This is a genomic window from Kibdelosporangium persicum, assembly GCF_013280595.1.
Classification (GTDB): Bacteria; Actinomycetota; Actinomycetes; order Mycobacteriales; family Pseudonocardiaceae; genus Kibdelosporangium; species Kibdelosporangium persicum.
Window position 1 is genome coordinate 96,128 of record NZ_JAAATY010000031.1, and the last position, 23,029, is coordinate 119,156.

19 protein-coding genes are annotated in these 23,029 nt (G+C 67.9%); 13 read left to right on the top strand and 6 right to left on the bottom strand.

What is annotated here, in order from left to right; genetic code table 11:
• Positions 1-196: 196 nt before the first annotated feature.
• From GC106_RS37760 to GC106_RS37775, 4 genes are read right to left on the bottom strand one after another with little or no spacing between them, the layout of a single operon-like run.
• The gene (locus GC106_RS37760; RefSeq protein WP_037254387.1) at positions 197-805 is read right to left on the bottom strand and encodes a GTP-binding protein; all 609 of its coding nucleotides are present in this window, start codon (positions 803-805) and stop codon (positions 197-199) included.
• On the bottom strand, positions 786-1,565 hold the full coding sequence (locus GC106_RS37765; protein ID WP_173140509.1) for a DUF742 domain-containing protein: 780 nt from the start codon (positions 1,563-1,565) through the stop codon (positions 786-788). The genes GC106_RS37760 and GC106_RS37765 overlap by 20 nt, the downstream gene beginning before the upstream one ends.
• 24 nt (positions 1,566-1,589) lie before the next feature.
• Positions 1,590-2,015 carry a roadblock/LC7 domain-containing protein gene (locus GC106_RS37770; protein WP_033390388.1) on the bottom strand — a complete coding sequence of 142 codons (426 nt, stop codon included), beginning with the start codon at positions 2,013-2,015 and terminating at the stop codon, positions 1,590-1,592.
• Positions 2,012-5,056, bottom strand: a complete 3,045-nt coding sequence (locus GC106_RS37775; protein ID WP_246367746.1) for a sensor histidine kinase — start codon at positions 5,054-5,056, stop codon at positions 2,012-2,014. The genes GC106_RS37770 and GC106_RS37775 overlap by 4 nt, the downstream gene beginning before the upstream one ends.
• Before the next feature lie 1,562 nt (positions 5,057-6,618).
• Between GC106_RS37775 and GC106_RS37780 the strand changes: the two genes are divergently transcribed.
• The 5 genes from GC106_RS37780 to GC106_RS37800 all read left to right on the top strand — a co-directional run bounded on the left by GC106_RS37780 (position 6,619) and on the right by GC106_RS37800 (position 12,001).
• Complete coding sequence (locus GC106_RS37780) at positions 6,619-7,644, top strand: ABC transporter substrate-binding protein (protein WP_173140511.1); 1,026 nt, start codon at positions 6,619-6,621, stop codon at positions 7,642-7,644.
• 334 nt (positions 7,645-7,978) lie between these two features.
• Positions 7,979-8,776 carry an ABC transporter permease gene (locus GC106_RS37785; RefSeq protein WP_312873202.1) on the top strand — a complete coding sequence of 266 codons (798 nt, stop codon included), beginning with the start codon at positions 7,979-7,981 and terminating at the stop codon, positions 8,774-8,776.
• Positions 8,773-9,585 carry an ABC transporter permease gene (locus GC106_RS37790; protein WP_312873203.1) on the top strand — a complete coding sequence of 271 codons (813 nt, stop codon included), beginning with the start codon at positions 8,773-8,775 and terminating at the stop codon, positions 9,583-9,585. Before GC106_RS37785 ends, GC106_RS37790 begins: the two co-directional genes overlap by 4 nt.
• A gap of 6 nt (positions 9,586-9,591) precedes the next feature.
• Positions 9,592-10,473: an ABC transporter ATP-binding protein gene (locus tag GC106_RS37795; RefSeq protein ID WP_173140513.1), complete on the top strand. Its 882-nt coding sequence runs from the start codon at positions 9,592-9,594 to the stop codon at positions 10,471-10,473.
• 499 nt (positions 10,474-10,972) lie between these two features.
• Positions 10,973-12,001: an ABC transporter substrate-binding protein gene (locus tag GC106_RS37800; RefSeq protein WP_173140514.1), complete on the top strand. Its 1,029-nt coding sequence runs from the start codon at positions 10,973-10,975 to the stop codon at positions 11,999-12,001.
• 52 nt (positions 12,002-12,053) lie between these two features.
• Here GC106_RS37800 and GC106_RS37805 read toward each other — a convergent pair whose 3' ends face one another.
• Positions 12,054-12,758, bottom strand: coding sequence for an LppU/SCO3897 family protein (locus GC106_RS37805; protein ID WP_173140516.1), 705 nt, complete (start codon positions 12,756-12,758; stop codon positions 12,054-12,056).
• Positions 12,759-12,906: 148 nt separating this feature from the next.
• On the opposite strand from GC106_RS37805, the gene GC106_RS37810 reads away from it, so the two are divergent.
• Positions 12,907-14,568 (top strand): DNA repair helicase XPB, encoded by a 1,662-nt coding sequence (locus GC106_RS37810; protein ID WP_173140518.1) that lies wholly within the window; start codon positions 12,907-12,909, stop codon positions 14,566-14,568.
• Between the two features lie 66 nt (positions 14,569-14,634).
• Positions 14,635-15,204: a DUF4253 domain-containing protein gene (locus tag GC106_RS37815; RefSeq protein WP_173140520.1), complete on the top strand. Its 570-nt coding sequence runs from the start codon at positions 14,635-14,637 to the stop codon at positions 15,202-15,204.
• A gap of 58 nt (positions 15,205-15,262) precedes the next feature.
• On the opposite strand, the gene GC106_RS37820 is transcribed toward GC106_RS37815, so the two are convergent.
• Positions 15,263-15,700 carry a PPOX class F420-dependent oxidoreductase gene (locus GC106_RS37820; RefSeq protein WP_173140521.1) on the bottom strand — a complete coding sequence of 146 codons (438 nt, stop codon included), beginning with the start codon at positions 15,698-15,700 and terminating at the stop codon, positions 15,263-15,265.
• 222 nt (positions 15,701-15,922) lie between these two features.
• Here GC106_RS37820 and GC106_RS37825 point away from each other — a divergent pair, with 222 nt between their 5' ends.
• The 6 genes from GC106_RS37825 (at position 15,923) to GC106_RS37850 (ending at position 23,010) form a co-directional block, all read left to right on the top strand.
• The gene (locus tag GC106_RS37825) at positions 15,923-16,465 is read left to right on the top strand and encodes a (2Fe-2S)-binding protein (RefSeq protein ID WP_173140523.1); all 543 of its coding nucleotides are present in this window, start codon (positions 15,923-15,925) and stop codon (positions 16,463-16,465) included.
• Complete coding sequence (locus GC106_RS37830; RefSeq protein ID WP_173140525.1) at positions 16,465-18,834, top strand: xanthine dehydrogenase family protein molybdopterin-binding subunit; 2,370 nt, start codon at positions 16,465-16,467, stop codon at positions 18,832-18,834. Before GC106_RS37825 ends, GC106_RS37830 begins: the two co-directional genes overlap by 1 nt.
• The gene (locus GC106_RS37835) at positions 18,831-19,682 is read left to right on the top strand and encodes an FAD binding domain-containing protein (RefSeq protein ID WP_173140527.1); all 852 of its coding nucleotides are present in this window, start codon (positions 18,831-18,833) and stop codon (positions 19,680-19,682) included. Before GC106_RS37830 ends, GC106_RS37835 begins: the two co-directional genes overlap by 4 nt.
• A gap of 13 nt (positions 19,683-19,695) precedes the next feature.
• On the top strand, positions 19,696-20,313 hold the full coding sequence (locus tag GC106_RS37840; protein WP_173140529.1) for an SRPBCC family protein: 618 nt from the start codon (positions 19,696-19,698) through the stop codon (positions 20,311-20,313).
• A gap of 21 nt (positions 20,314-20,334) precedes the next feature.
• The gene (locus GC106_RS37845; RefSeq protein WP_173140531.1) at positions 20,335-21,468 is read left to right on the top strand and encodes a CapA family protein; all 1,134 of its coding nucleotides are present in this window, start codon (positions 20,335-20,337) and stop codon (positions 21,466-21,468) included.
• Positions 21,469-21,627: 159 nt separating this feature from the next.
• Complete coding sequence (locus GC106_RS37850) at positions 21,628-23,010, top strand: IS1380 family transposase (protein ID WP_312872492.1); 1,383 nt, start codon at positions 21,628-21,630, stop codon at positions 23,008-23,010.
• The last annotated feature ends 19 nt before the right edge of the window (positions 23,011-23,029 follow it).

Sequence of the window (23,029 nt, forward strand, 5' to 3'; positions counted from 1 at the left end):
GGTCAGAAGGGTTACCGGCGGGTTGTGGACAACCAGATTCGCGAACGGACCGTTCGTACGGATTGGCCGGTCGCCGGTGATCTCAAGAGACGTGGACGCGGCACGGCCGGATCCGAAGAACCTGGGACCGACCGGCAGCAGACACACCGCAGCGGCTGTCGCCCGTCACGGAGCGACAGCCGCTGCGGAGAGCAAGTCAGACCGCGCGGGCCGACATCCGCTGGTGCATCGCGTGTTCCACCAACGTGATCAGGCTTTCCTTGGTGGATTCCCGATCCCGCGCGTCACACGTGACCACCGGCACCGACGGCTCGATCGTCAACGCGTCGCGGACGTCTTCGACCCGGTGGTGCAGCACGCGCTCGAAGCAGTTGATCGCCACGATGTACGGCAGCTGCCGGTCTTCGAAGAAGTCGATCGCCGCGAAGGCGTCGGCCAGACGACGGGTGTCCACCAGCACGATCGCGCCGATCGCGCCGCGGACCAGGTCGTCCCACATGAACCAGAAGCGGTGCTGGCCCGGCGTTCCGAACAGGTACAGGATCAGATCCGAGTCCAGCGAAACACGACCGAAGTCCATCGCCACCGTCGTGGTGACCTTGTTCGGCGTGGCCGACAGGTCGTCGACGTCCTGGCTCGCCTCGGTCATCACCGCCTCGGTGGTCAGCGGCACGATCTCCGAGACCGCGCCGACGAACGTGGTCTTACCGACGCCGAACCCACCGGCGACGACGATTTTCGCGGACGTCGTCGCCTGACGCGCCACGGCCCGCGGGTTGTGAGGACTAGAGCCTGCGGAGCCCACTGAGCACCCTTTCCATGAACTCGATCGACGGCCGGTCCCCGACGACCATGCCGCTCTGGTGGATCAGCACGAGCCCCATGCCCGCCATGTCACCGATCAGCACCCTGGCCACACCGAGTGGCAGCCGCAGGTGCGCGGCGACTTCGGCGACCGAACGCGTGTCGAGACACAGCCCGCAAATCGACCTGTGCTCGGGGAGCACCGCCGCCTCGGGCAGCCTGCCACGGTCACTGGTGGACACCAGTGCCTCGATGGCGAGGTCGTAGTCGGATCGTGTCCGTCCACCTGTCTTGGTGTACGGCCGGACCAGCGAACCGGTCTCCGCGATCGGCTCGGCCCTGACCGGCTCCTCCCACTCCGTAGCGGCTGGCACCGCGGGAAGCTGGTCGGAGTTCCAGTCATTCTGCCTTGGCACCCCCGGGTCGCCGTACAGGCTAGCGCCTGGCCCACCGAACAACCTCGCTCGGTAGCCGTCCAGGTCGATCCTGTTCGGTGGATCCCCAAGTCCGTGCTCGGGCAGGTCCTCCCAACCTCGCTCCGGCATTTCCTCTTGCCTCCGCTCCGGCCGGCTTGGCAGCCGTTGGTCGTGCTCCTCCAGCGCTTCATCGGGCTCGTGATAGGCCGCCGCGTCGGGCGCGACGTCCTCGTCGTCGGGGCCATTCGCGTCTGGCTCCTCGAACCGGAACCCGCTGGAAGCCCAGTCCCGATAGGAGAAGTCCGCGCCGAACCGACCGCCTGAGGCTCGGTGACCTCTAGCCATCTGCTCTCACCCCGCCAAACCCGGCTATCTCCGCTGCGCGCCTTGCAGCTGCGCCCGCAGTTCGGGCGTCATCTGCTGGCCGACTCGCTCGACCAGAAGCGTCATCTCGTAGGCGACCAAGCCTATGTCGCAGTTGGGCGCGGCGAGCACGGCGAGACAAGACCCATCCGAGATCGACATGAGGAAGAGATATCCCCGGTCCATCTCGACGACGGTCTGGTTGACCCCGCCTGCCTCGAAACACCTCGCGGCGCCCTGGGTGAGGCTCACCAGGCCGGACGCCACCGCGGAAAGCTGTTCGGCGCGGTCACGGGGCAGGCCCTGTGACCCGGCCAGCAGCAGGCCGTCTGCCGAAACCACCACCGCGTGCGCGACTCCGGGCACCTGCCGAACGAAATCGGTGATGAGCCAGCCGAAACTGCCTGGCTGGTTAGTCGTCGCGGTCGTCACTCCTGCTCCTCGTCTTGACGGCTCTCGACTGAATCCTGGTCACCAGCGTAAGCATCGACCATCGCGTGCCTTCCGCGCCGGATCCCCTGCTGGAAACTCGACATCCTGCCTCTCACTGCGTCAGCCGAGCGCGGCGGCAGCGCCGGAGAGCGCTGCGTCTGCTGCTGGGTGGATGTCGGCCTGCTCGGTGCCGATCCGGGGATCAGCTGCGCCTTCGGTACGCGCTTGGGCAGACCGGCCGAGGTGACCACCTCGGGGGCCTTCTTGGCCAGCGCCTGCGCGGCCTGCCAGCCCTCGTCGCCGGGCGACTGCCAGGCCGCGTGGGCCGGGGCGGCGGGCTCGGGCTCCGGTTGTGGCTGGGGCTCGGGCTGCGGAGCCGCCTCCTGCGGCTGCTCCACGACCGGCTGGTGGTTCTCGACGTGCGGTGAGTCGCCGTTCATAGCTTCCACATGTGCTGGCGGAGGCGGCGGCGTCGCCGGCTCCCTGCGCGGGAGCGGGGCGTCAGCGGCGGACGTCGTCGAGCGGCCACGCTCGGACGCGGCGGGCGTGCGCTTGTCGCTGTCGCCCTCCTCGAACCACTGGGACAGCACCGCCTCGTAGATCGGCAGGCGCTCGGTCGGCGCGTCCAGGTCCTGGTTCACCGGCTGTGGCGGTGGCGTGGGCCTGGGGTTCGCCGCCTCGCGTGCGGCCTTCTCCGCGGCGAACGCGTCGCCGAACAGGGATGCCGCGGCGGGTTGTTCCGGCTGCTCCTGGTGGAGCGGCTGGACGTGCGTCGCCGGTTCGTCCTGCTGCTGGTGTTGCTGCGGGTCGAGCCGGTCCGGCGCCCACCGTGCGGTGGATTCACCGGTGGCAGGCATGCTGCCGTTCGTCGCGTTCTCGTTGCCCGGCGGGTACGAAGGCGCCGGGTACGAAGGCATCGAGCCGAAGTCCGAAGAGTCCTCGGTGCCGCCTCCGCCGACCCTCGGCAGGCTGCCGGTGAAGGCGCTGGCGATCCCGCCGCCGGGCCGGGACGCGGGCGGTGGCGTGCGCTGCCCGCCCATCGTGCCCATCGAGCCGGTGGCGCCGCCCATCGTGGAGTCCATGCCCGGGGCGATCGTCGGGATGCCGCCGGTCGGGGTCAGGTTCGTGCCCTGCACGCCGCGCGAGGACTGGATCAGCGACGCCGGGACGATGATCCGGGCGATCAGGCCGCCGTCGATGTCCTCGTTGTCGCGCAGGCGGACCTGGATGTTGTGCCGCTGCGCCAGGCGCGCGACCACGTAGAGGCCCATTCGCCGGGTCACCGACACGTCCATGTCCGGCGGGTCGGCCAGGCGGCGGTTGGCCGCCTCGATCTCGTCGGCCGACATCCCGACACCCTGGTCGGTGATCTGGATGGCCAGCTCCTTCTTGCGGGTGGCGGCCATCCGGACGGTGACCTTCTTCTCCGGCTCGGAGAACGAGGTCGCGTTGTCGAGCAGCTCGGCGATCAGGTGCACGAGGTCGTTGACCGCACGGCCCTGGACGGCGACCTCGGGAGCCGAGAGCACCTCGATCCGGGCGTACTGCTCGACCTCCGACACGGCGGCACCGACCACGTCCGCCGCGGGCACGGGCCGCGTCAGCTGACGGGACAGACCGGTGCCGGAGAGCACCAGCAGGCTTTCGGAGTTGCGCCGCATCCGGGTGGCCAGGTGGTCCAGCTCGAACAGGCTGGCCAGCTGGTCGGGGTCCTGCTCGTCCTGCTCGAGCCGGTCGATCAGGTTCAGCTGGCGTTCCACCAGCGCCTGCGACCGGCGGGACAGGTTGACGAAGATCGAGTTGACGTTGTCACGCAACAGCGCCTGCTCGGCGGCCATTCGGACGGCCTGTTCGTGGACCGCGTCGAAGGACCGGGCGACTTCACCGGTCTCCTCACGGGTGAACACCGGCACCGGCTCGACCGCGTGCTTGGACGCCGCGACGGGGTCCGGGTCGGCCAGGATCCGCTGCACCGTCTCCGGCAGCCTGGTGTAGGCGACGTCCAGCGCGTTGGTCCGCAGCACCCGCAGCGGCTTCAGGATCGACCGGGTCACCAGCGCCATCAGCACCAGTGCGGCGATCAGCAGCGCCAGCACGATGGCCGCGTTCGTCCACGCCGAGTTGGTCCGCGCGGTGGCCAGGCTGTCGGCGCTGTCCCGCAGGTTGCTCAGCAGGCTGTCCTCGACCGTGCGCAGCTTGTCGACCGTGGCGTTGCCGTCCCTGGCCAGGTCGTCGGTGTCGATGTCCAGGCCGCTCTGGTTGGCCGTCTCGGCCTTGTTGAACGCCGTCGACTTGATCCGCTCCCGGTCGTCGACCTCGGGACCGGACACGGTGTCGGAGTAGAACTGCAGTTCCTGCGGGGTGGCGTTGGCCCGGAACCCGGCCTGGGCGGCCTGGAAGCTCGCCTCGGCGGCCCGTGCCTCGTCCAGCAGGCCGGACGGGAAGTTGTCGACCGCGGCGGCGATCTGCAGCGCCGCGTTCTCCTGCGAGGCGAACTCCTTGGTCTCCGACAGCGACTGCACCGTGGTGGCCTGCCGAAGCAGGTCCCGGTCGGTCACCGCGGTGTTGACCTCACGTCCCAGCTGGACGAGGGCCTCGATGATCGAGGTGTACGCAGCCTTGACCGCGAGGTGCGGGTACTGCGTGTCCTTGGCCGCCTGGCGCAGCGCGTCGAGGCCGGCCAGCCGCTGAAGACCACGGTTGTACCGCTCGAGGGCGGCCTCGTCGGTGGTCTGCACGCGGTCGGCGGCCTCGCTGAGGGCCTGCCTGGCGGTGTTCACCCGGTTGATCTGATCGTCCAGCTCCGCCCTGGCGGCATCCCGGCCCCGCGCCACGTTGTCGACCGCGAGCGTGCGTTCCTTCTGCAGCTCGTGCACGACGCTGGTGACGTTGCGGGCCAGGTCCACCTGGTTGACGGTCTGGCGGAAGTCGTCGGCGCGCTGCAGGTCCTCCTGCGCGCGCAGACCTCCGAGCGCGAGCGCTGTCAAGGTCGGGACGATCAGCACCGCGAGGACTTTGGTGCGCAGTCGCCAGTTGCGCATGCGCCATGGCGACCCGGCGCGGGCGGATTTCCCGCCGGGCGCGCGAGTCCCTTGGGGCCTGGCGCCTGTGTCGGCCTCGCCGCCTGGCAGCACAGCCTGGCGGCCGATCCCCGAGCTACCTGCGACCCCAGCGTTCTGGTCGGGCACTCCCAGCACACTCCCTGCGTTTGAGCCAGTAGCCCGGTACCCGGAAGGCCAGCTCGAACGGACGATTTACCGCAATGAGATAGGACACCGAACGAGAGCGCGTCTCGTTCCACACCGAACGTCAGGTCACATAGCTCCAGTCCTCACCTGCCGGTTCGGCTCGCGGCACCCATCCACTCAGCCTCGAACCAGGCGGCCCGCCGCACGCCCGCAGGCATGCGTCGAAAACCGTCGGCGCGAAGCATCGCGGCCCAAGGCCACCTAGGTCAACCCATCCCGACCTGGGTCGTCCTCGGCGGCCACGGTGTTCCCCTCAAGACTTCCCGGCTGTCGGATCGACGGCTCGTGCCGCCGTCCCGGCGTCCGGGCAGCCTCCTCACTACATCGGTGGCGCTCCACCTCACTGTGGGCACAGAAGGTAGCGAAAACTATCCGCCGATGTAAGCCTATCGGGGAGGTTTACTGGAGAAGCATGTCCCACCGGCGGCCGATCAAGGTGTACCGGAACGATCGTTTTGTGGCCAAATACACTCTTCGGCGGGATGCATTCACCCATTAGAGGGCCTTCCGGTGCAGGCACAACCGTGCGTGCCCCCATTGTCACGATGAGTACGAGTTTCCGGCCGTCAGCCTGACCGACACCAGGCATGACTGTGTGGCGTGGCCCATCCGGCCGGGCATGCATGTCGATCACCAAGGTGTCGGTTCTCACACTTCCGGATGCGGATCGCCCGGCGTCCGGACGACTCAGGCAGTCCCTGGACCGGTTCCGCCGCCCGTCTGTTGATCATTGCGAGACGCGGCACGGCGCCAGGCCCGGCCGCCGCCCCGGGGCAGGCCGGGCAGGACCCGGAATGGACCACGACCGATCCGAATTGACGATTCCGCCGTCCGCTTCGGCCGCGGTTTCCGACGTCGTCCGGATTGGACACACCGGCTCGCCACGCTCCTTTTCGGAGCACAGGAAAGGAACCGGCCGACCTGTGCCGACGCGGTGAGGACGGACATCGCACGCGGTTTCCCCGGATTCCCCGGCACACCGGTTTTTCAAGATCGTTTCATCGGCGGCCGCACCCGGCGCCGACCGGATCGCGGACCACACCACCACGGGACCAGCGACGCTCCGGACGAGGGCTTCATGATCAACACACTGTTGCCGATCGAAGTGCCCGATCCGGCATAGCCGGTGAGATTCCAACAGGCGACAGATCCGGATGTTTGCCAACAGGTGCCGCCAGACCACGCAGACGGTTACTCCATTCGGTGTTTTCCGCTCATCGAGTGATCAATTGAGGCGAAGAGAAACCGAGCGGCGACCCATTGTGACCGGATAGTTGGCGGGCCTAGAGTCTCGCCGGTACGTCGGGGAGCGACCTTGCGAAACATTCACATCAGCAAGAACTCGAGGAGAGGCAATGCCTAGACGCGGCGACACCCGGTCGCGCGTGTGGATCCCGATCATCTCTGCCACCGTCGCCCTGTTGACCGCGCTCAGCGGCTGCGGTGCGCTCGAAGGCTCGTCGAACAACCCGGGCGATGGCGGCTCGGGTTCCGGCGGGCCGATCGAGAAGCCCAATCTCAAGGTCGGCCTGCTACCCGTGGTCGACGTCGCTCCGCTGTACCAGGCGGTGGAGAAGGGCTACTTCAAGGAGCAGGGTCTCAACGTCGAACCGATTGTGGTGGCCAGCGGCCCGAAAGCGGTGGAGAGCGTGATCTCCGGTGAGATCGACATCGCCTTCACCAGCTACCCGGGCGCGTTCGTCGCGCAGTCCAAGGGCGTGGCCGACCTGAAGATCGTGGCGGACGCGTACGCGGCCCGGCCCGGTCACCTCGCCCTGGTCGCCACCCCGGACTCGCAGATCAAGAAACCCTCGGACGTCGCGGGCAAGAAGATCGCCGTGACCAGCAAGGGGTCCATCTCGGACCTCGGCGTGATGTCGGTGCTCAGCTCGCAGCAGGTGGACATCAGGAGCATCAACTTCGTGCCGATGCCGTTCCAGGACATGGGCCCGGCGATGCAGAACAAGAACATCGACGGCGCCGTGGTCGCCGAGCCGTGGGTCACCAGGACCGCCAAGGAACAGGGCGCGGTCACGATCGTGGACGTCTCCTCGGGTCCGACCCAGAACATCTCGATGTCCGGCTGGGCCGCCCTGAACAAGATGACCAGCGCGAACCCCAACACCTTCGCCGCGTTCCAGCGCGGGCTGGCCAAGGGCGTCGCGGACGTCAAGAAGGACCGCACGGCGCTGGAACCGATCCTGGTCAAGCACGTCAAGATCGACCCCGCGACCGCGCCGCTGGTGACGATCGCGGACTACCCGGAGCGGGCGGATGCGATCCGGCTGCAGCGGGTGGCCGACCTGATGCAGGAGTTCGCCGTGATCGGCCAGCGGCTGGACGTCTCGAAGATGCTGCTGGAGCCCGCGAACACGAAGTGAGGCGCACGAGGATGTCAAGCCCGGGGGTCACACGCCCCCGGGCTTCTTCGTCTCCGGGCCGCGATGCTGGCTCACACGCACTAGTCCCGCCCGACCGGCCGGAGCAACCCGCTGCTCCTGACCGACTAGGCCGAACGGCCGGTTTTCCCTACCGTCACGGGTTGACGGAACGTGAGCAATTTGTCGAAAACGCTCGTCAGTCTTTAGAGTGACCCCCTGGCATCGCCGGGTGACCCGCCTTCCAACCGCTCATGGAGTTCGGTGTGTTCATCTCCGCAGCGTCGCCGCTCGACGCCGCACCCTCGTCCTCGCCGGCCGGCGTGGGTGAACCGGGGTGATCCGGTTCTTCCGCGGCCTGGTGGGGATCGTGATCATCCTCGCCCTGTGGCAGCTCGGGTCGTTCACCGGGTTGTTCCCACAGACCTACATCCCGCCGCCCACCACAGTCATCCCCCGGATGTTCGAGCTGTTCGGGCCGGCGTTCAACGTCGCCGACACGAGCAGCACCAGCAGCCACTTCGTCTCCGACCTCGTCGCGACCATGCTGACCTGGTTGCTCGCCCTGCTCATCGCGATCGGGATCGCGGTGCCCGCCGGGCTCATCCTCGGCAGCGTGCCGTCGGTCCGGGTGGCCACCCGCGTGATCATCGAGTTCCTCCGGCCGATCCCGTCGGTCGCGATCATCCCGCTGATCATCGTCATGCTCGGCTCCGGCGTGGAGACCAAGATCACCCTCGCGGTGTACGCCGCGATCTGGCCGATCCTGTTCAACACCATCTACGCGCTGGACGAGATCGATCCGCTGCTGCTGGACACCGCGCGCTCGTTCGGCCTGGGCAAGGCACGGACCATGTTCACCGTGGGCCTGCCGCACGCCGCGCCGTTCATCTTCACCGGTGTCCGGCTGGCCAGCGCAGTCGTGCTGATCGTGGTGATCAGTGTCGAGTACCTGGCCGGCGGGGTGATCGGGATCGGGAAGTTCACCCTGGACTGGGCCAGCGGGTCCGGCAGGCAGGACGTGATCCTCGCGGTCACCATCCTGGCGGGCGTGATCGGCTACCTGCTCGACGGCGGCTTCCTGAAACTGCAACGCGTGCTGTTCAAGTGGAACACCGTGGAGGCGGGCAAGTGACGCATCTCAGGGGTTTCGCGCAGCGCTGGGTCGTGTTCGTCGGAGTGCTGGTGGTCTGGCAGCTGCTGACCATGGCGAGCGCGTCGAAGTTCTTCCCGACGCCGGTCTCCATCGTCGAGTCGGCGGGCAAGCTGTGGCTCGGTGGACCGGCTTCGCAGTTCTGGTTGCACGACAACGTGTTCGTACACATCCTGCCGAGCATCGGCAGGCTGCTGACCGGCTGGCTCGGCGCCGCGGTCGTCGGGATCGCGCTGGGCATCGCGCTCGGCCGGTCCAAGCACGGCGTCGACTACTTCGGGCCTTTGTTCGCGTTCCTGCGGTCGATCCCGCCGGTGCTGCTGCTGCCGTTCTTCATGGTGATCTTCGGCATCGAGTCGCCGCAGAAGATCGCGCTGATCGCGTTCGGCGCGCTGTGGCCGATCCTGCTCAACTCGGTGGACGGCGCCCGTTCGGTGGACGCGGTGAAGACCGACACCGCGCGGTCGTTCCGCATCCCGCGTGGTCAGTGGATCTTCATGGTGGTGCTGCCCGCGGCACTGCCCAAGATCTTCGCCGGACTGCGCGTCTCGCTCTCGCTGTCGTTGGTGCTGATGGTGATCTCCGAGCTGGTCGGCGCGGCCACCGGGATGGGCACCCAGCTCGTCGACGCGCAGCGGCAGTACGAGTACACCGACATGTGGGCGATCATCCTGCTGCTCGGCGTGCTCGGCTACGCCCTCAACAGTTTGTTGCTGGTACTCGAGCGGCGCGTGCTCTCCTGGCAACCCACCCGTAACGCGCAACCGAGTACCGTCAAAGCCGGAGGCTGAACCCCCATGACGCCAATGCTGGAAGTCGCCGACCTTCGGCACACGTACGGCTCCGGGCCGACCGCGCACACCGCGGTCCAGAACCTGAAGTTCGAGGTGGCGGCGGGCGAACTCGCCTGCATCGTCGGCCCGTCGGGCTGCGGCAAGTCGACGCTGCTGCGCTGCATCGCCGGCCTGATCAAGCCGTCCGAGGGCACAGTGTCGCTGCACGGCGACAAGATCGACCGTACGCCGGAAGACCTCGCCGTGGTCTTCCAGGACTACAGCCGCTCGCTCTTCCCGTGGCTCTCGGTGCGCGGCAACGTCGAGTTCCCGCTGCGTTCGCGGGGCGTCGCACGGGCCGAACGCCGCAAGCGTGCCGAGGAAGCACTGGAGTGGGTCGGCCTGTCCGGCGCGGGTGCGAAGTACCCGTGGCAGCTGTCGGGCGGTATGCAGCAGCGCGTGTCGATCGCCCGCGCGTTGGCGTGCCAGCCTTCGCTGCTGCTGATGGACGAGCCGTTCGCGTCGGTGGACGCGCAGACCCGCTTCGAGCTCGAAGACCTGCTGCTGCGGGTACGGCACGAGCACGAGAGCACAGTTCTGCTCGTCACGCACGACATCGACGAGAGCGTGTACCTCGGTGACCGGGTGCTGGTGCTGTCCAAGTCGCCCGCGTCGATCGTGGCCGACCTGACCGTGGATCTGCCCGCCCAGCGCGACCAGATCACCACCCGCGAGTCGAAGAACTTCGTGGCGCTGCGCAGTGAGGTCGCGCGGCTGCTGCACAACCAGCCGGCCGCCGAGCCGGAGCCGGTCGTGCGCCCGGCTTCCAGCGCCGCCGAGGACGAGGCCGCGGCACAGCGGTTCCTCGAGGCCGAGCGGGAGCAGACGCGGCAGACCAGCCGCTAGGACATACGTCACCCCGGATCGACCGGCACGGGCCCAGCCCGTGCCGGTCGATCTTTTTTGCGGGCTCCCGGCCGGGGCGCATGCCCTGGAGGCATTTCCCGTCCACAGTGCTCCATTTGACGCACCGAGGGCCGGGAAATGCACCGTTCACCGGGTCGGCAACTGACTCTCTCGGAGTAATAGTCATATTTTTCCACCCGAGAAGAATGATCATCGGAATCCGACAGGGACAGCGGCGGCGGATTGCCGCAGCCCGCGAAAGAAGCCCAGGTCAGACGCCACTTCCGCAGGAAAAAGACGGTCGCGGCGGACCGTGCCCGCGCGGACGTCGTCACGCGCGGGCGATCACGATCAACTCCTGTCCACAATCCCGCCGAATGGTGTATAAAACACCGCACAAGAAACACGTCAGGTGACTGATCGCGTACCGGGCTCTACCCGATCGACTCACTCGCGTTTCCTCTGTTCGGAGATCCTCGACTCTCAGATAAGGCAGCAGATGCTTGGACGAGGCAGTAGGCCTGTTCACACCCGCAGGGCCGTCATCAGCACACTGGGAACCGCGAGCCTCATCGCGGCGCTGAGCGGCTGCGGTCTCCTCGGCGGCGAATCGAACGACGGTGGCAGCGGTGGCGGCGGCAACGGTCAGCTCGAACGTACGCAGATCAAGGTCGGCGCGATGCCGATCATCGACTCGACCCCGGTGCACCTCGCGGCGCAGAAGGGCTACTTCAAGGAAGAGGGACTCGACGTCCAGCTGGAGACGGTGACCGGCGCGGCCACCGCGATCCCCAAACTGCTGTCCGGCGAGCTGCAGTTCACCTACGGCGCGTACGTCCCGGTGTTCCAGTCGCAGGCCAAGGGCATCGGCGAGTTCAAGTTCGTCGCCGACAGCTACCAGACGGCCGAGAACATCTTCGTGATCATGGTGGCGCGCGACTCCGCCATCAAGTCCCCGAAGGACCTCGAGGGCAAGACGATCGCGACGAACACCAAGAACAGCATCACCGACCTGCTCGCCAAGTCGGCGATGGAGACCGCGGGCGTCAACCACAGCACGGTGAACTGGGTCGAGTTCCCGTTCCCGGACATGCAGTCGAAGCTGGAAGGCAAGCAGATCGACGCGGCGGTGATCCTGGAGCCCTTCGTCACCCAGGCGGCGCGGGCGATCGGCGCCGTGCCGATCCTGGACACCTCACAGGGCCCGACCCAGAACTTCCCGATCTCCGGCTACACCGGCATGTCGAAGTTCGTCGCGGAGAACCCGAAGACCACCGAGGCCTTCCGCCGCGCGGTGACCAGGGCGGCGGAGACCGCCCGTAACCGTGCCGAGGTCGAGGAGGCGGTGACCAAGTTCGTCAAGATCGACAAGGAGGTCGCGCAGCTGGTCCGCATCGGCACGTTCCCGACCAGTGTGGACCGTACCCGGCTGCAGCGGACCGTCGACCTGATGAAGCAGTACAAGATGCTCGATCCGAACGCGAACGTCAACATCGACTCGATGATCTTCAACCCGCCCGCGGGCTGAGTGTGCCGAGGGCGGTTCGTCCGAGGTGGACGAACCGCCCCTCAGCGAGCCGTCAGGCCTTGGCGATGCACAGGGTGGTCGCCGGTTCCGAGTAGACCGCGGCGACGTTCCCCCTGCCGCAGGCGGACTTGTCGGCGGTGCCGGTGACGACCTTGACCACTTTGTACGGCGCGGACGGGCCACAGGGGACTCGTTCGTCGGTCTGGTTGCCGCCGCCACTGGTGATCTTGAAGCAGTCGCCTTCCTTGGCGTTGAGCATCAGGCAGAGCTTCATCGTGTCGCGGCGGCTGCGCTTGGTCCACTCCGTGTAGTCGCCCTTCGGGCACTGGCCCGCCGAGCTGTCCAGCTTCTTGGCGACCTTGTACACGGCCTCCTGGCTGCCGCAGTCGGCCTTCTCGGCGTCCGCGCTGGAGGCCGACACGACCTTGATGCAGTCGCCCGCCTCGGCCGCGGCGGCACCCGTGCCCCAGTTCATGATCCCGAACACGACCAGGCCGACGACGCCGAGGGCCACGACGCCCAGTGCGACCCGCTTGCCCCCGTTCTTGGCGGGCATCGGCGGCGGCAGGTTCGGGGGCAGGTTCGGCGGCGGGAAACCGGGCTGCTGCTGGGGGAATCCGCCCGACGGCGGGAACTGGGGCGGCGGCGGGTAGCCCGGCTGTTGCTGGGGGTACTGCTGGTACGGGTGTGGCTGCTGCGGATAAGGCGGTGGATACCCCTGCGGCGGCGGATATTGCCCCTGCGGCGGGTAGGTCATCGAGGTCCCCCGGGCGTGATCGGTCGTGACTGCCGGGCAACCGTACCGGTCGGCCGCGGGGCGTCAGGCCCGATTGACCGGGATTTTTGCGCTCGCTCGCGGTGTTGGCACACTGGGGTGTCCCGCGGATGAGGAGTTGTTTCACACAGTGACCGACGGCCCGCTGATCGTGCAGTCCGACAAGACGTTGCTGCTCGAAGTCGATCATCCACTGTCCGACGAGGCTCGGATGGCCATCGCGCCGTTCGCCGAGCTCGAGCGTGCGCCCGAACACGTGCACACCTACCGGGTGACACCGCTGGCACTGTGGAACGCCCGCGCGGCCGGGCACGACGCCGAACAGGTCGTCGACGCCCTCTCGCGGTTCTCCAGATACCCCGTGCCGCAGCCGTTGCTGATCGACGTGGTCGACACGATGGGCCGGTTCGGCCGGTTGCAACTGCTGCACCACCCGGCGCACGGCCTGGTGATGAACGCGCTCGACCGTGCGGTGCTGGAAGAGGTGCTGCGCAACAAGAAGGTCTCGCCGATGCTCGGCGCGCGGATCGACGAGGACACGGTCGTCGTGCACCCGAGCGAGCGCGGCCGTCTCAAGCAGGTCCTGCTGAAGGTCGGTTGGCCCGCCGAGGACCTGGCGGGTTATGTCGACGGTGAGGCGCATCCGATCGCGTTGGAGGAGAACGGCTGGCAGCTGCGCGACTACCAGCGCACCGCGGCCCAGACGTTCTGGGCCGGCGGCTCGGGTGTCGTCGTACTGCCTTGTGGCGCAGGCAAAACGCTGGTCGGTGCGGCAGCGATGGCCGAAGCCCAGGCGACCACGCTGATCCTGGTGACGAACACGGTCGCGGGGCGGCAGTGGAAGCGTGAACTGATCGCACGGACCTCGTTGACCGAGGAGGAGATCGGCGAGTACTCCGGCGAGCGCAAGGAGGTCCGGCCGGTCACCATCGCCACGTACCAGGTGATCACGCGCAAGACCAAGGGCGAGTACCGGCACCTGGAGCTGTTCGATTCCCGCGACTGGGGCCTGATCGTGTACGACGAGGTCCACCTGCTGCCCGCGCCGGTCTTCCGGATGACCGCGGACCTGCAGTCCCGGCGGCGTCTGGGGCTCACGGCGACGCTGGTGCGGGAGGACGGGCGTGAGGGCGACGTGTTCTCGTTGATCGGCCCGAAGCGCTACGACGTGCCGTGGCGGGACATCGAGGCCCAGGGCTGGATCGCGCCGGCCGAATGCACCGAGGTGCGCGTGACGCTGACCGACGCCGAGCGGCTGAAGTACGCGACGGCCGAGCCGGAGGAGCGCTACAAGATCTGCTCAACCGCGCGGACGAAGCTGCCGGTCGTGCGCAACATCCTGGAGAAGCACCCCGGCGAGCCCGCGCTGGTGATCGGCGCGTACCTGGACCAGCTCGACGAGCTCGGAGCGGAACTGAACGCGCCGATCGTGCAGGGCTCGACGAAGAACAAGGAGCGGGAGGCGCTGTTCGACGCGTTCCGCAACGGCGAGCTGCCCACGCTCGTGGTCTCCAAGGTCGCGAACTTCTCCATCGACCTGCCGGAGGCCTCGGTGGCGGTGCAGGTCTCCGGCACGTTCGGGTCACGTCAGGAGGAGGCCCAGCGCCTCGGCCGGCTGCTGCGGCCGAAGACCGACGGGCGCCAGGCGCACTTCTACTCGGTGGTCTCCCGGGACACCCTGGACACCGAATACGCCGCTCACCGGCAGCGTTTCCTGGCCGAACAGGGCTACGCGTACACCATCGTGGACGCCGACGACCTGCTCGGACCGCCGGTTGGCGAGATCGGCTGAATCCGGATTGTCGGACCCCTCCGCTAGCGTTATATTCGAACACACGTTCGAGGCGAGGGGTTCGCTATGACGGCTATGACGATCGCTCCGGCAGCACTGGGCAGCTGGCACGGTGAGATCTGGTTGACCGACTCGGTCCTGACCGATCCGCATGCCTATCTCGACCGGGTGGCGGAGTACCCGCGGACCCGGCTGTGGCCAGTGCTCGTGCCCTCGGGCGGCCTCGGCATCCCGCCCGAGGTCTCCTTCGTGCCCGAATCGGCCCGGCGCGCGGTCGACCGGCACGACCCGCAGGCCGAAGCGGGCATCACCGGTGCGGTGCTGCTGGCCAACAAGCGCCCCGCCTACCGTCTCGGCCTGGTGGAGGCCAACCGCCCGGCGGACGTCCCGGCCCGGCTGGGCAGGCCGGGGATCTCGGCGATCCTGCGCAGCTGGGAGGACCGCTTCGGCGCGACCCTGGTCATGCTGGGCGCCCGGGAGATGATGCTGTCGGTGTCCGCGCCGCCGACGGAACTGCACCACGCCCTCGTGATCGCCAACGAACACAGGTCCTTCTGCCCCCGCATCCCCGGCACCCTCCCCCAGCTCTCCCGCGGCTTGATCCGCCTGCGCCGCTGGCACTTCCGCTGGCACTGACCAACCTCGTGAGTGTTTATCGGGGTTCTAACCCTGATAAACACTCACGAGGGGGAGCTCAGTCGGCGATGTCCCCCTGCGCCAGGACTTTGGTGATCCGGCCGCGTACCAGGTACTCGCCGGGGACGGCGTTGCGCTTCCCGTAGGCCTCGGCCCGCTCCTCGCCCATGTACCGAGCCGCGAGCCGGGTCGCCCACAGCAGCGACTCGTCGAGGTCTTCGGAGAGCACCGCCTCCGCCTGGAAGACCACGTACGAGAACGGCGGGGTGTCGTCGTCAACGCACAGCGAGAACCGGGGATCGCGCCGCAATGCCTTGCCCTTCACCGTTTCGGCGCCGGTGTTGAAGATGATCTCGTCGTAGCCGTCCTGCTCGTTGAGCAGGAACCAGATCGGCGCCACGTGGGGCGCGCCGTTGGCCCGGACCGTGGCGAGCTTGCCGGTCCGGGTGCCTTCCGACGCGAAGTCCCACCACTGTTCCCGTGACATCGTGTACATGGCGTTCACGATGGCGCACACCCGCGAGGAGCGCGAGCCGGACAATCTTCGAGAGTCCGATCCGCATCTTCGGGTCCGATCCGCCTGGAACACCGTGAATGCGGTTCTTGATCGACTCGGGGTTGATTGCCCACGCAATCGGTAGCAGGCTCGATCAGGTGTGAGGGTGATCACGCCCGCACGCGTTCCCGAGCCCACCACCGAGTCAGCGTTGGAGGCGCTATGCGGATCACCGTCAGCGTCGACGGGACCAAGTACACGGACGATGTCGAGCCCCGCATGTTGCTTGTGCACTACTTGCGCGAGCGGCTCGGCAAGACCGGAACAGTAGTCGGCTGTGACACCAGCAACTGCGGGGCCTGCACCGTGCATCTCGACGGGCACAGCGTGAAGTCCTGCTCCGTCCTCGCGGTCCAGGCCGACGGCTGCGAGGTCACCACCGTCGAAGGGCTCGCCCGCGACGGCCGGATGCATCCCGTCCAGCAGGCGTTCCACGACAACCACGCGTTGCAGTGCGGGTTCTGCACACCCGGGATGATCATGCAGGCGATCGACCTGCTCGCCGACGATCCCGACCCTGACGAGAACGCCGTACGGCACGGCCTGGAGGGCAACCTCTGCCGCTGCACCGGCTACCAGAACATCGTGCGCGCGGTGCGCGACGCCGCGTCGAAGATGGCGCCCGGCGCGGGTCCCGTCGCCGAGCAGGTCAGCGACTCCGAGATCACCTCGCGCGCGCCGAGCCACACCGGAGGCGGTAGCTGATGACCGCCACCGCTGAACCCGAGGTAGGCAAAGCACGTCTCCGCAAGGAGGACGCCCGACTGATCACCGGACGCACCCGGTGGACCGACAACATCACGTTGCCCGGCATGCTGCACCTCGCGGTGCTGCGCAGCCCCATGGCGCACGCCAGGATCGTCAGCATCGACACGTCCGCTGCGCGCGACATGCCAGGCGTGGTGGCGGTTCTGACGGCCACGGATCTCGACCCGGACGGCGAGATCGGCATGCCGTGCGCCTGGCCGATCACGCCGGACATGCGGCACCCGCGCAGGCCGGTCCTGGCCGCCACCGAGGTCAACTTCGCGGGCGAGGGCGTTGCCGTCGTGGCCGCGCGCAGTGCGGCCGAAGCCGAGGACGCGCTGGAGCACATCGAGGTCGAGTACGAGGATCTCCCCGTCGTGCTGGACATGGAAGCCGCGTTGGCCGAAGGTGCGCCGTTGGTGCACGAGGACCTCGGCACCAACCGGAGCGCGTTGTGGGTCTTCGACTCCGGTGAGGCCGGCACCGGCGGCGACGTCGAGCAGGCGATCAGCGACGCGGAGGTCAAGCTCACCCGCCGGTTCCGTCAGCAGCGGCTGATCCCGGCGTTCATGGAGCCACGTTCCACGGTCGTCGACCCGACCGGGCCGCAACTGACCGTCTGGTCGTCCACGCAGATCCCGCACATCCTGCGCGTGATGACCGCGATGACCCTCGGCGTGCCGGAGCACAAGCTCCGGGTGGTCGCGCCGGACGTCGGCGGCGGCTTCGGCGGCAAGATCGCCGTGCTGCCCGAGGAGATGATGGCCGCACTGGTGGCCCGGAAACTCGGCAAACCGGTCAAGTGGACCGAAAGCCGCTCGGACGCCATGCTTACCGCGCACCACGGCCGTGACCAGATCCAGGACATCACCATCTCGGCCACCCGGGACGGCATGGTCACCGGGCTGAAGGTCGACCTGCTCGCCGACATGGGTGCGTACCTCGGCCTGGTCGGGCCCGGTGTTCCGCTGCTCGGCGCGTTCATGTTCAACGCGATCTACAAGATCCCCGCGTACCGGTTCGCGTGCACGAACGTGTTCACCAACAAGACACTCACCGATGCCTACCGCGGCGCCGGGCGTCCGGAGGCCACGTTCGCGATCGAGCGGATGATGGACGAGCTGGCCGCCGAACTCGGCATGGACCCGTTGGAGCTGCGGGAGAAGAACTGGATCAGGCACGACGAGTTCCCGTTCACCACGGTCGCCGGCCTGACGTACGACTCGGGCAACTACGAAGCCGCGACCGAACGGGCCAAGCAGCTGTTCGACTACGACGGCCTGCGGCGGGAACAACAAGCGCGCCGCGCGTCGAACGACCCCGTCCAGCTCGGCATCGGCATCTCCACCTACACCGAGATGTGCGGTCTGGCGCCTTCCCGCGTGCTCGGCTCGTTGGCCTACGGCGCAGGCGGCTGGGAAAGCGCGTCGATCCGCATGCTGCCCACGGGCAAGGTCGAAGTGGTCACCGGTTCGTCCGCGCACGGCCAAGGCCATGAGACGGCATGGAGCCAGATCGTGGCCGACCAGCTCGGCGTTCCGTTCGAGGACATCGAAGTGCTGCACGGCGACACGCAGTTCTCGCCGAAAGGCATGGACACGTACGGGTCCCGATCGCTCGCGGTCGGCGGCACCGCGCTTGTCCTCGCCGCCCGGCGCGTCCTGGACAAGGCGAAACCGGTCGCCGCGCACATGCTCGAATGCTCGGTCGACGACATGGAGTTCACCGGCGGCAAGTTCACCGTCCAGGGCACCGACCAGTCCGTCGGCATCCAGGACGTCGCGCTCGCGGTGTTCGCCGCGCACGACCTGCCGGACGGCTACGAGGCCAGTCTGGACTCCGACGCCACGTTCGACCCGGAGAACTTCTCGTATCCACATGGGACACATCTCTGCGCGACCGAAGTGGACACTGAGACCGGGCGCGTCTCGATCCGGTCGTACGTCTGCGTCGACGATGTCGGCAAGGTGGTCAACCCGTTGATCGTCGAAGGCCAGATCCACGGCGGCCTCGCCCAGGGCATAGCGCAGGCGTTGTACGAGGAAGCCGTGCACGACGAGAGCGGAACGCTGACCACAGGCACGTTCGCCGACTACTACCTTCCGTCCGCGGCCGACATGCCGACGTTCGTGACCGACCGCACCGAGACGCCGTCGACGACAAACCCGTTGGGCGTCAAGGGAGTCGGCGAGGCCGGCACGATCGCGTCCACTCCGGCCGTGGTGAACTCGGTCATCGACGCGGTCCGGCACATGGGTGTCGACGACATCGAGATGCCGTGCTCGCCGATGCGCGTGTGGCAGGCGATCCAGGGAGGTGCACGGTGATCCCCACACAGTTCGACTACGTCGCACCGGCCACAGTGGACGATGCGGTACGGGAACTGGCCGACGCGGGCGACGACGGCAAGGTCATCGCGGGCGGCCAGAGCCTGCTGCCGGTGCTGCGGATGCGGCTGGCGGCCCCGGCGAAGGTGATCGACATCGGCCGGATCCCGGAGTTGCGCGGAATCCGCGACGACGGCGACGCCATCGTGATCGGCGCGATGACCACGCACTACGAGGTACAACGGGACCCGTTGGTGCGGGAGCACGCTTTGTTGATCGCGACGGCGACGGACACCGTGGCCGACCCGCAGGTCCGGCACCGTGGCACGTTCGGCGGCTCGATCGCCCACGCCGACCCGGCGGGCGACCTGCTCGCTCCGGCGCTGGCGATGGACGCGGTGATGGTGGTCGCCGGCATGGACGGGCGTCGTTCCGTGCCGGCGTCGGAGTTCTTCGTCGACTACTTCACCACGTCGATGAACCCGGCCGAACTGCTCGTCGAGGTGCGCGTGCCCAAGTACACCGGGTGGCACGCACACTACGAGAAGTTCCACCGGGTCGCGCAGTCGTGGTCGATGGTCGGTGTCGCCGCGATGGTCCGCACCGACGGCGGGACCATCGCCGAGGCACGGATCGGCCTGACCAACATGGCCGCGGTCCCCGTGCGGGCCCGTGCGGTCGAGCAGGCTCTGGTCGGCCAGGCTGCGACAGCGGAGAACATCAAGGCGGCGGCCGAACACGCCGCCAACGGCACCAGTCCGGCCAGTGACGGCAACGCCGATGGCGAGTACCGTAGCCATCTTGCTCGTGTGCTCACCGGTCGTGCGCTGAGCGCCGCCATCGGATAAGGAGACTGGGCCTGTGCGACTGGAACATCAGTTCACCGTCAACGCGCCGGTCGATGTCGTGTGGCAGGCCCTGCTGGATCCGGAACGGGTGGCGCCGTGCATGCCCGGCGCCACCCTGACCAGCGTCGACGGCAACACGTTCGCCGGTTCGGTCAAGGTCAAGCTCGGCCCGATCTCCCTGCTGTACAAGGGAAAGGGCGAGTTCGTCGAGACCGGCACGGAGACCAGGACGGTCCGGATCACCGCGTCGGGCAAGGACGCCCGCAGCGGCACGGCGTCCGCCGACGTCACCGTGACGCTGTCCGAAAAGGACGGACAGACCACCGGCGCGGTGACCACCGACCTGACCATCACCGGGAAACCGGCGCAGTTCGGCCGTGGGATGATCGCCGAGGTCGGCGGCAAGCTGCTGGACACGTTCGCGCGCAACCTGGCCGAAGTCGTGGCACCGGCGGCCAAACCCGACGAACCCGCGGTGTCCGAACCGCTACGCGTCGTACCGGACCAGCAGTCGGCCGAAGCCGTCGACTTGCTGGAATACGCCGGATCTCCCGTGCTCAAACGGGTGTTGCCGCTGGTGGTCGCCGCGCTGGTGGTGCTGTTTCTGCTATCCCGCCGACGCCGGAAATAATCTCCTGGCAGGATGGCGCGCATGCGACGGCCACTGCTCGCGACGTTCTGCGCGACCGCCCTGCTCGCCGCGGGGTGCGCGACCGGTGGCACGGCGAACCCCAGGATCTCCGTGCCCGACGCGCCGCCGGAGAAACTGTCGGACACCGCCAAGCCGGAGCCGGCGGGATTCACCGTGGTCGCGACCGGTGACGTGCTGATCCACCCGGCGCTGACCGACCAGGCGACCGAGGACGGCCAGGGGAAACGTGACTACCGGCAGATCTTCGCGGGCGTCAAGCCGACGATCAGCGCGGCGGACCTGGCGATCTGCCACCTCGAAGTGCCGCTGGCCGCCGCGACCGGCCCGTTCAAGGGCTACCCGGAGTTCAACGCCCCGCCCGAGGTCGCCGAAGCACTGGCCGACGCGGGCTACGACGACTGCTCAACGGCCTCGAACCACACGCTCGACATGGGCGAAACAGGCATCAGCCGCACGCTGGAAACCCTCGACAACGCGGGCATCAAACACACCGGCTCGGCTCGTACGTCCGACGAGGCCAAGCGTCCCCTGGTCCTGGACGTACGCGGAACAAAGGTCGGGCACGTCTCGTACACCTTCGGGTTCAACGGAAAGCAACTGCCCGCGGGCAAATCGTGGCTGTCCAACACCTTGAAGGCCGACGACGTGATCACCGCCGCCAAGACCGCGAGGTCGGCGGGCGCGGAAGTCGTGATCGCCAGCCTGCACTGGGGCACCGAGTTCGTGCACGAGCCGACCGCGGCGCAGCGCCGGGACGCCCAGAAACTGCTGGCCGACCCGAACATCGACCTGATCATCGGCCACCACGCGCACGTGGTGCAGCCCTTCGAGAAGATCAACGGCAAGTGGGTCGCCTACGGCCTCGGCAACCACATCGCGAAGCACGCGGACCCGCGTGGCGTGTCCGAGGAAGGCGCGATCGCGCGGTTCCACTTCGTCCGCGACGGCTCGGGCTGGACCGTGGACAAGGCCGAGTACCTGCCGACCCTGATCGACCTCGGCCCGCCGATCCGCCTGCTCGACCTGACCCGCGGCGACGCGAACGCCCGCCGTACCGAGGCGATCGAACGCACCGAGCAGGTCGTGCTGTCCCGGGGCGCGGCGGACCAGGGCCTGACCCGCCCCGGCAGGTAATCCCAGCTCACCCCTCGTGAGCGTTTATCCGTGTTCTAACCCTGATCCACCGGTGAATGTGTTGGTGGTGGGTATGTCGTAGACGGGCAGGTGCCCTCTGAGCTGGGATGATTGTTCTTGTCTAGGGAACAAGCCATCACAGAAGAGGGCACCTGTTAAGTGAAAGCATCGCATACCCGTGGTGGGATTGACGCGAGGTTCGACCATCCGACGTTGGTGTCGCAGGCCGGGCTGGTGCCGGCGATGCGATTAGCGCAGGATGCGGGCCTGTCTGAGCTGGCCGATAGGCATGTCCGGCTGGGTGGCTCGATCGGCGCCAACGCCGGCGCGAAGATCGCGTCGATCGTGGCGGGCATGGTCTGTGGCGCGGACTCGATCGACGATCTGGACGTGATCCGCCATGGCGGGCTGCCGCTGCTGTTCGACGGTATCAGGGCACCGTCCACGCTGGGCAGCTTCCTGCGGTATTTCGGCATCGGTCACCTGACCCAGTTGCAGCACGTGGCTCACGGGGTGCTGGTCAGGCTGGCCGCCCAGACCCCGCTGCTGCCCGGCGTCGATCAGCTGGCCTTTGTGGACATGGATTCCAAAACCCAGCAGGTGCACAGCAAGAAACAAGGTGCCGCGTACGGGCACAAGAACCTGTTCGGCCTGGACTACCAACTCATCACGCTGGGCACCCCGCTGGCCGCTCCGGTGATCCTCGACAGCCGGCTACGCGGCGGCAACGCCCACTCCGCCCGCAACGCCGCCAGCCTGCTGCGCCGCTCGCTGACCACCGCCCGAGCCTGCGGCGCGACCGGCCCCATCCTGGTACGCATGGACTCGGCGTTCTTCAACGGCGAGGTCATCACCGAGGTGATCACGGCCGGCGCATGGTTTTCCATCACCGCACGCCACAGCGGCAACGTCACCGCCGCCATCCACGACATCCCCGAACCACACTGGCAACCGGTCACCTTCGCCACCCCCATCCGCGACCAGGACACCGGGCAGCTGATCACCCACGCCGAGATCGCCGAGACCAGCCTGACCGTTCTCACCAACATCACCCGGCACCCCACCGGACCAGCCACCCTCCGGCTGATCGTGCGCCGCGTGCCCATCACCACCCCGCACACCGACCAACAACCACTATTCCCCGCTTACCGCTACCACGCCATCCTCACCAACTCCCCACTCGAAAAGACCCAAGCCGAGGCCTGCCACCGCCAACGAGCCGGCAGCATCGAACACGTCCTGGGCCAACTCGCCACCAGCACCCTGACCCACTTCCCGTCACACGCCTTCATCGCCAACGCCGCCTGGCTGATCCTGGCCACCATCACCCACAACCTCCTGCGCGCCACCGGCTGCCTGGCCACCGGACGCTTCGCCCGCGCCCACACCACCACCCTGCGCCGCACCCTGATCACCGTGGCCGCCCAACTCACCCGCCAAGCACGCCGCACCACCCTGCGCCTGCCCACCCACTGGCCCCACCGCAACGCCTGGCTACTGCTGTTCGACCGGGCACACTCCCCACCCCCACTCCAGCATTGACCACCCACCAAGGCACCCC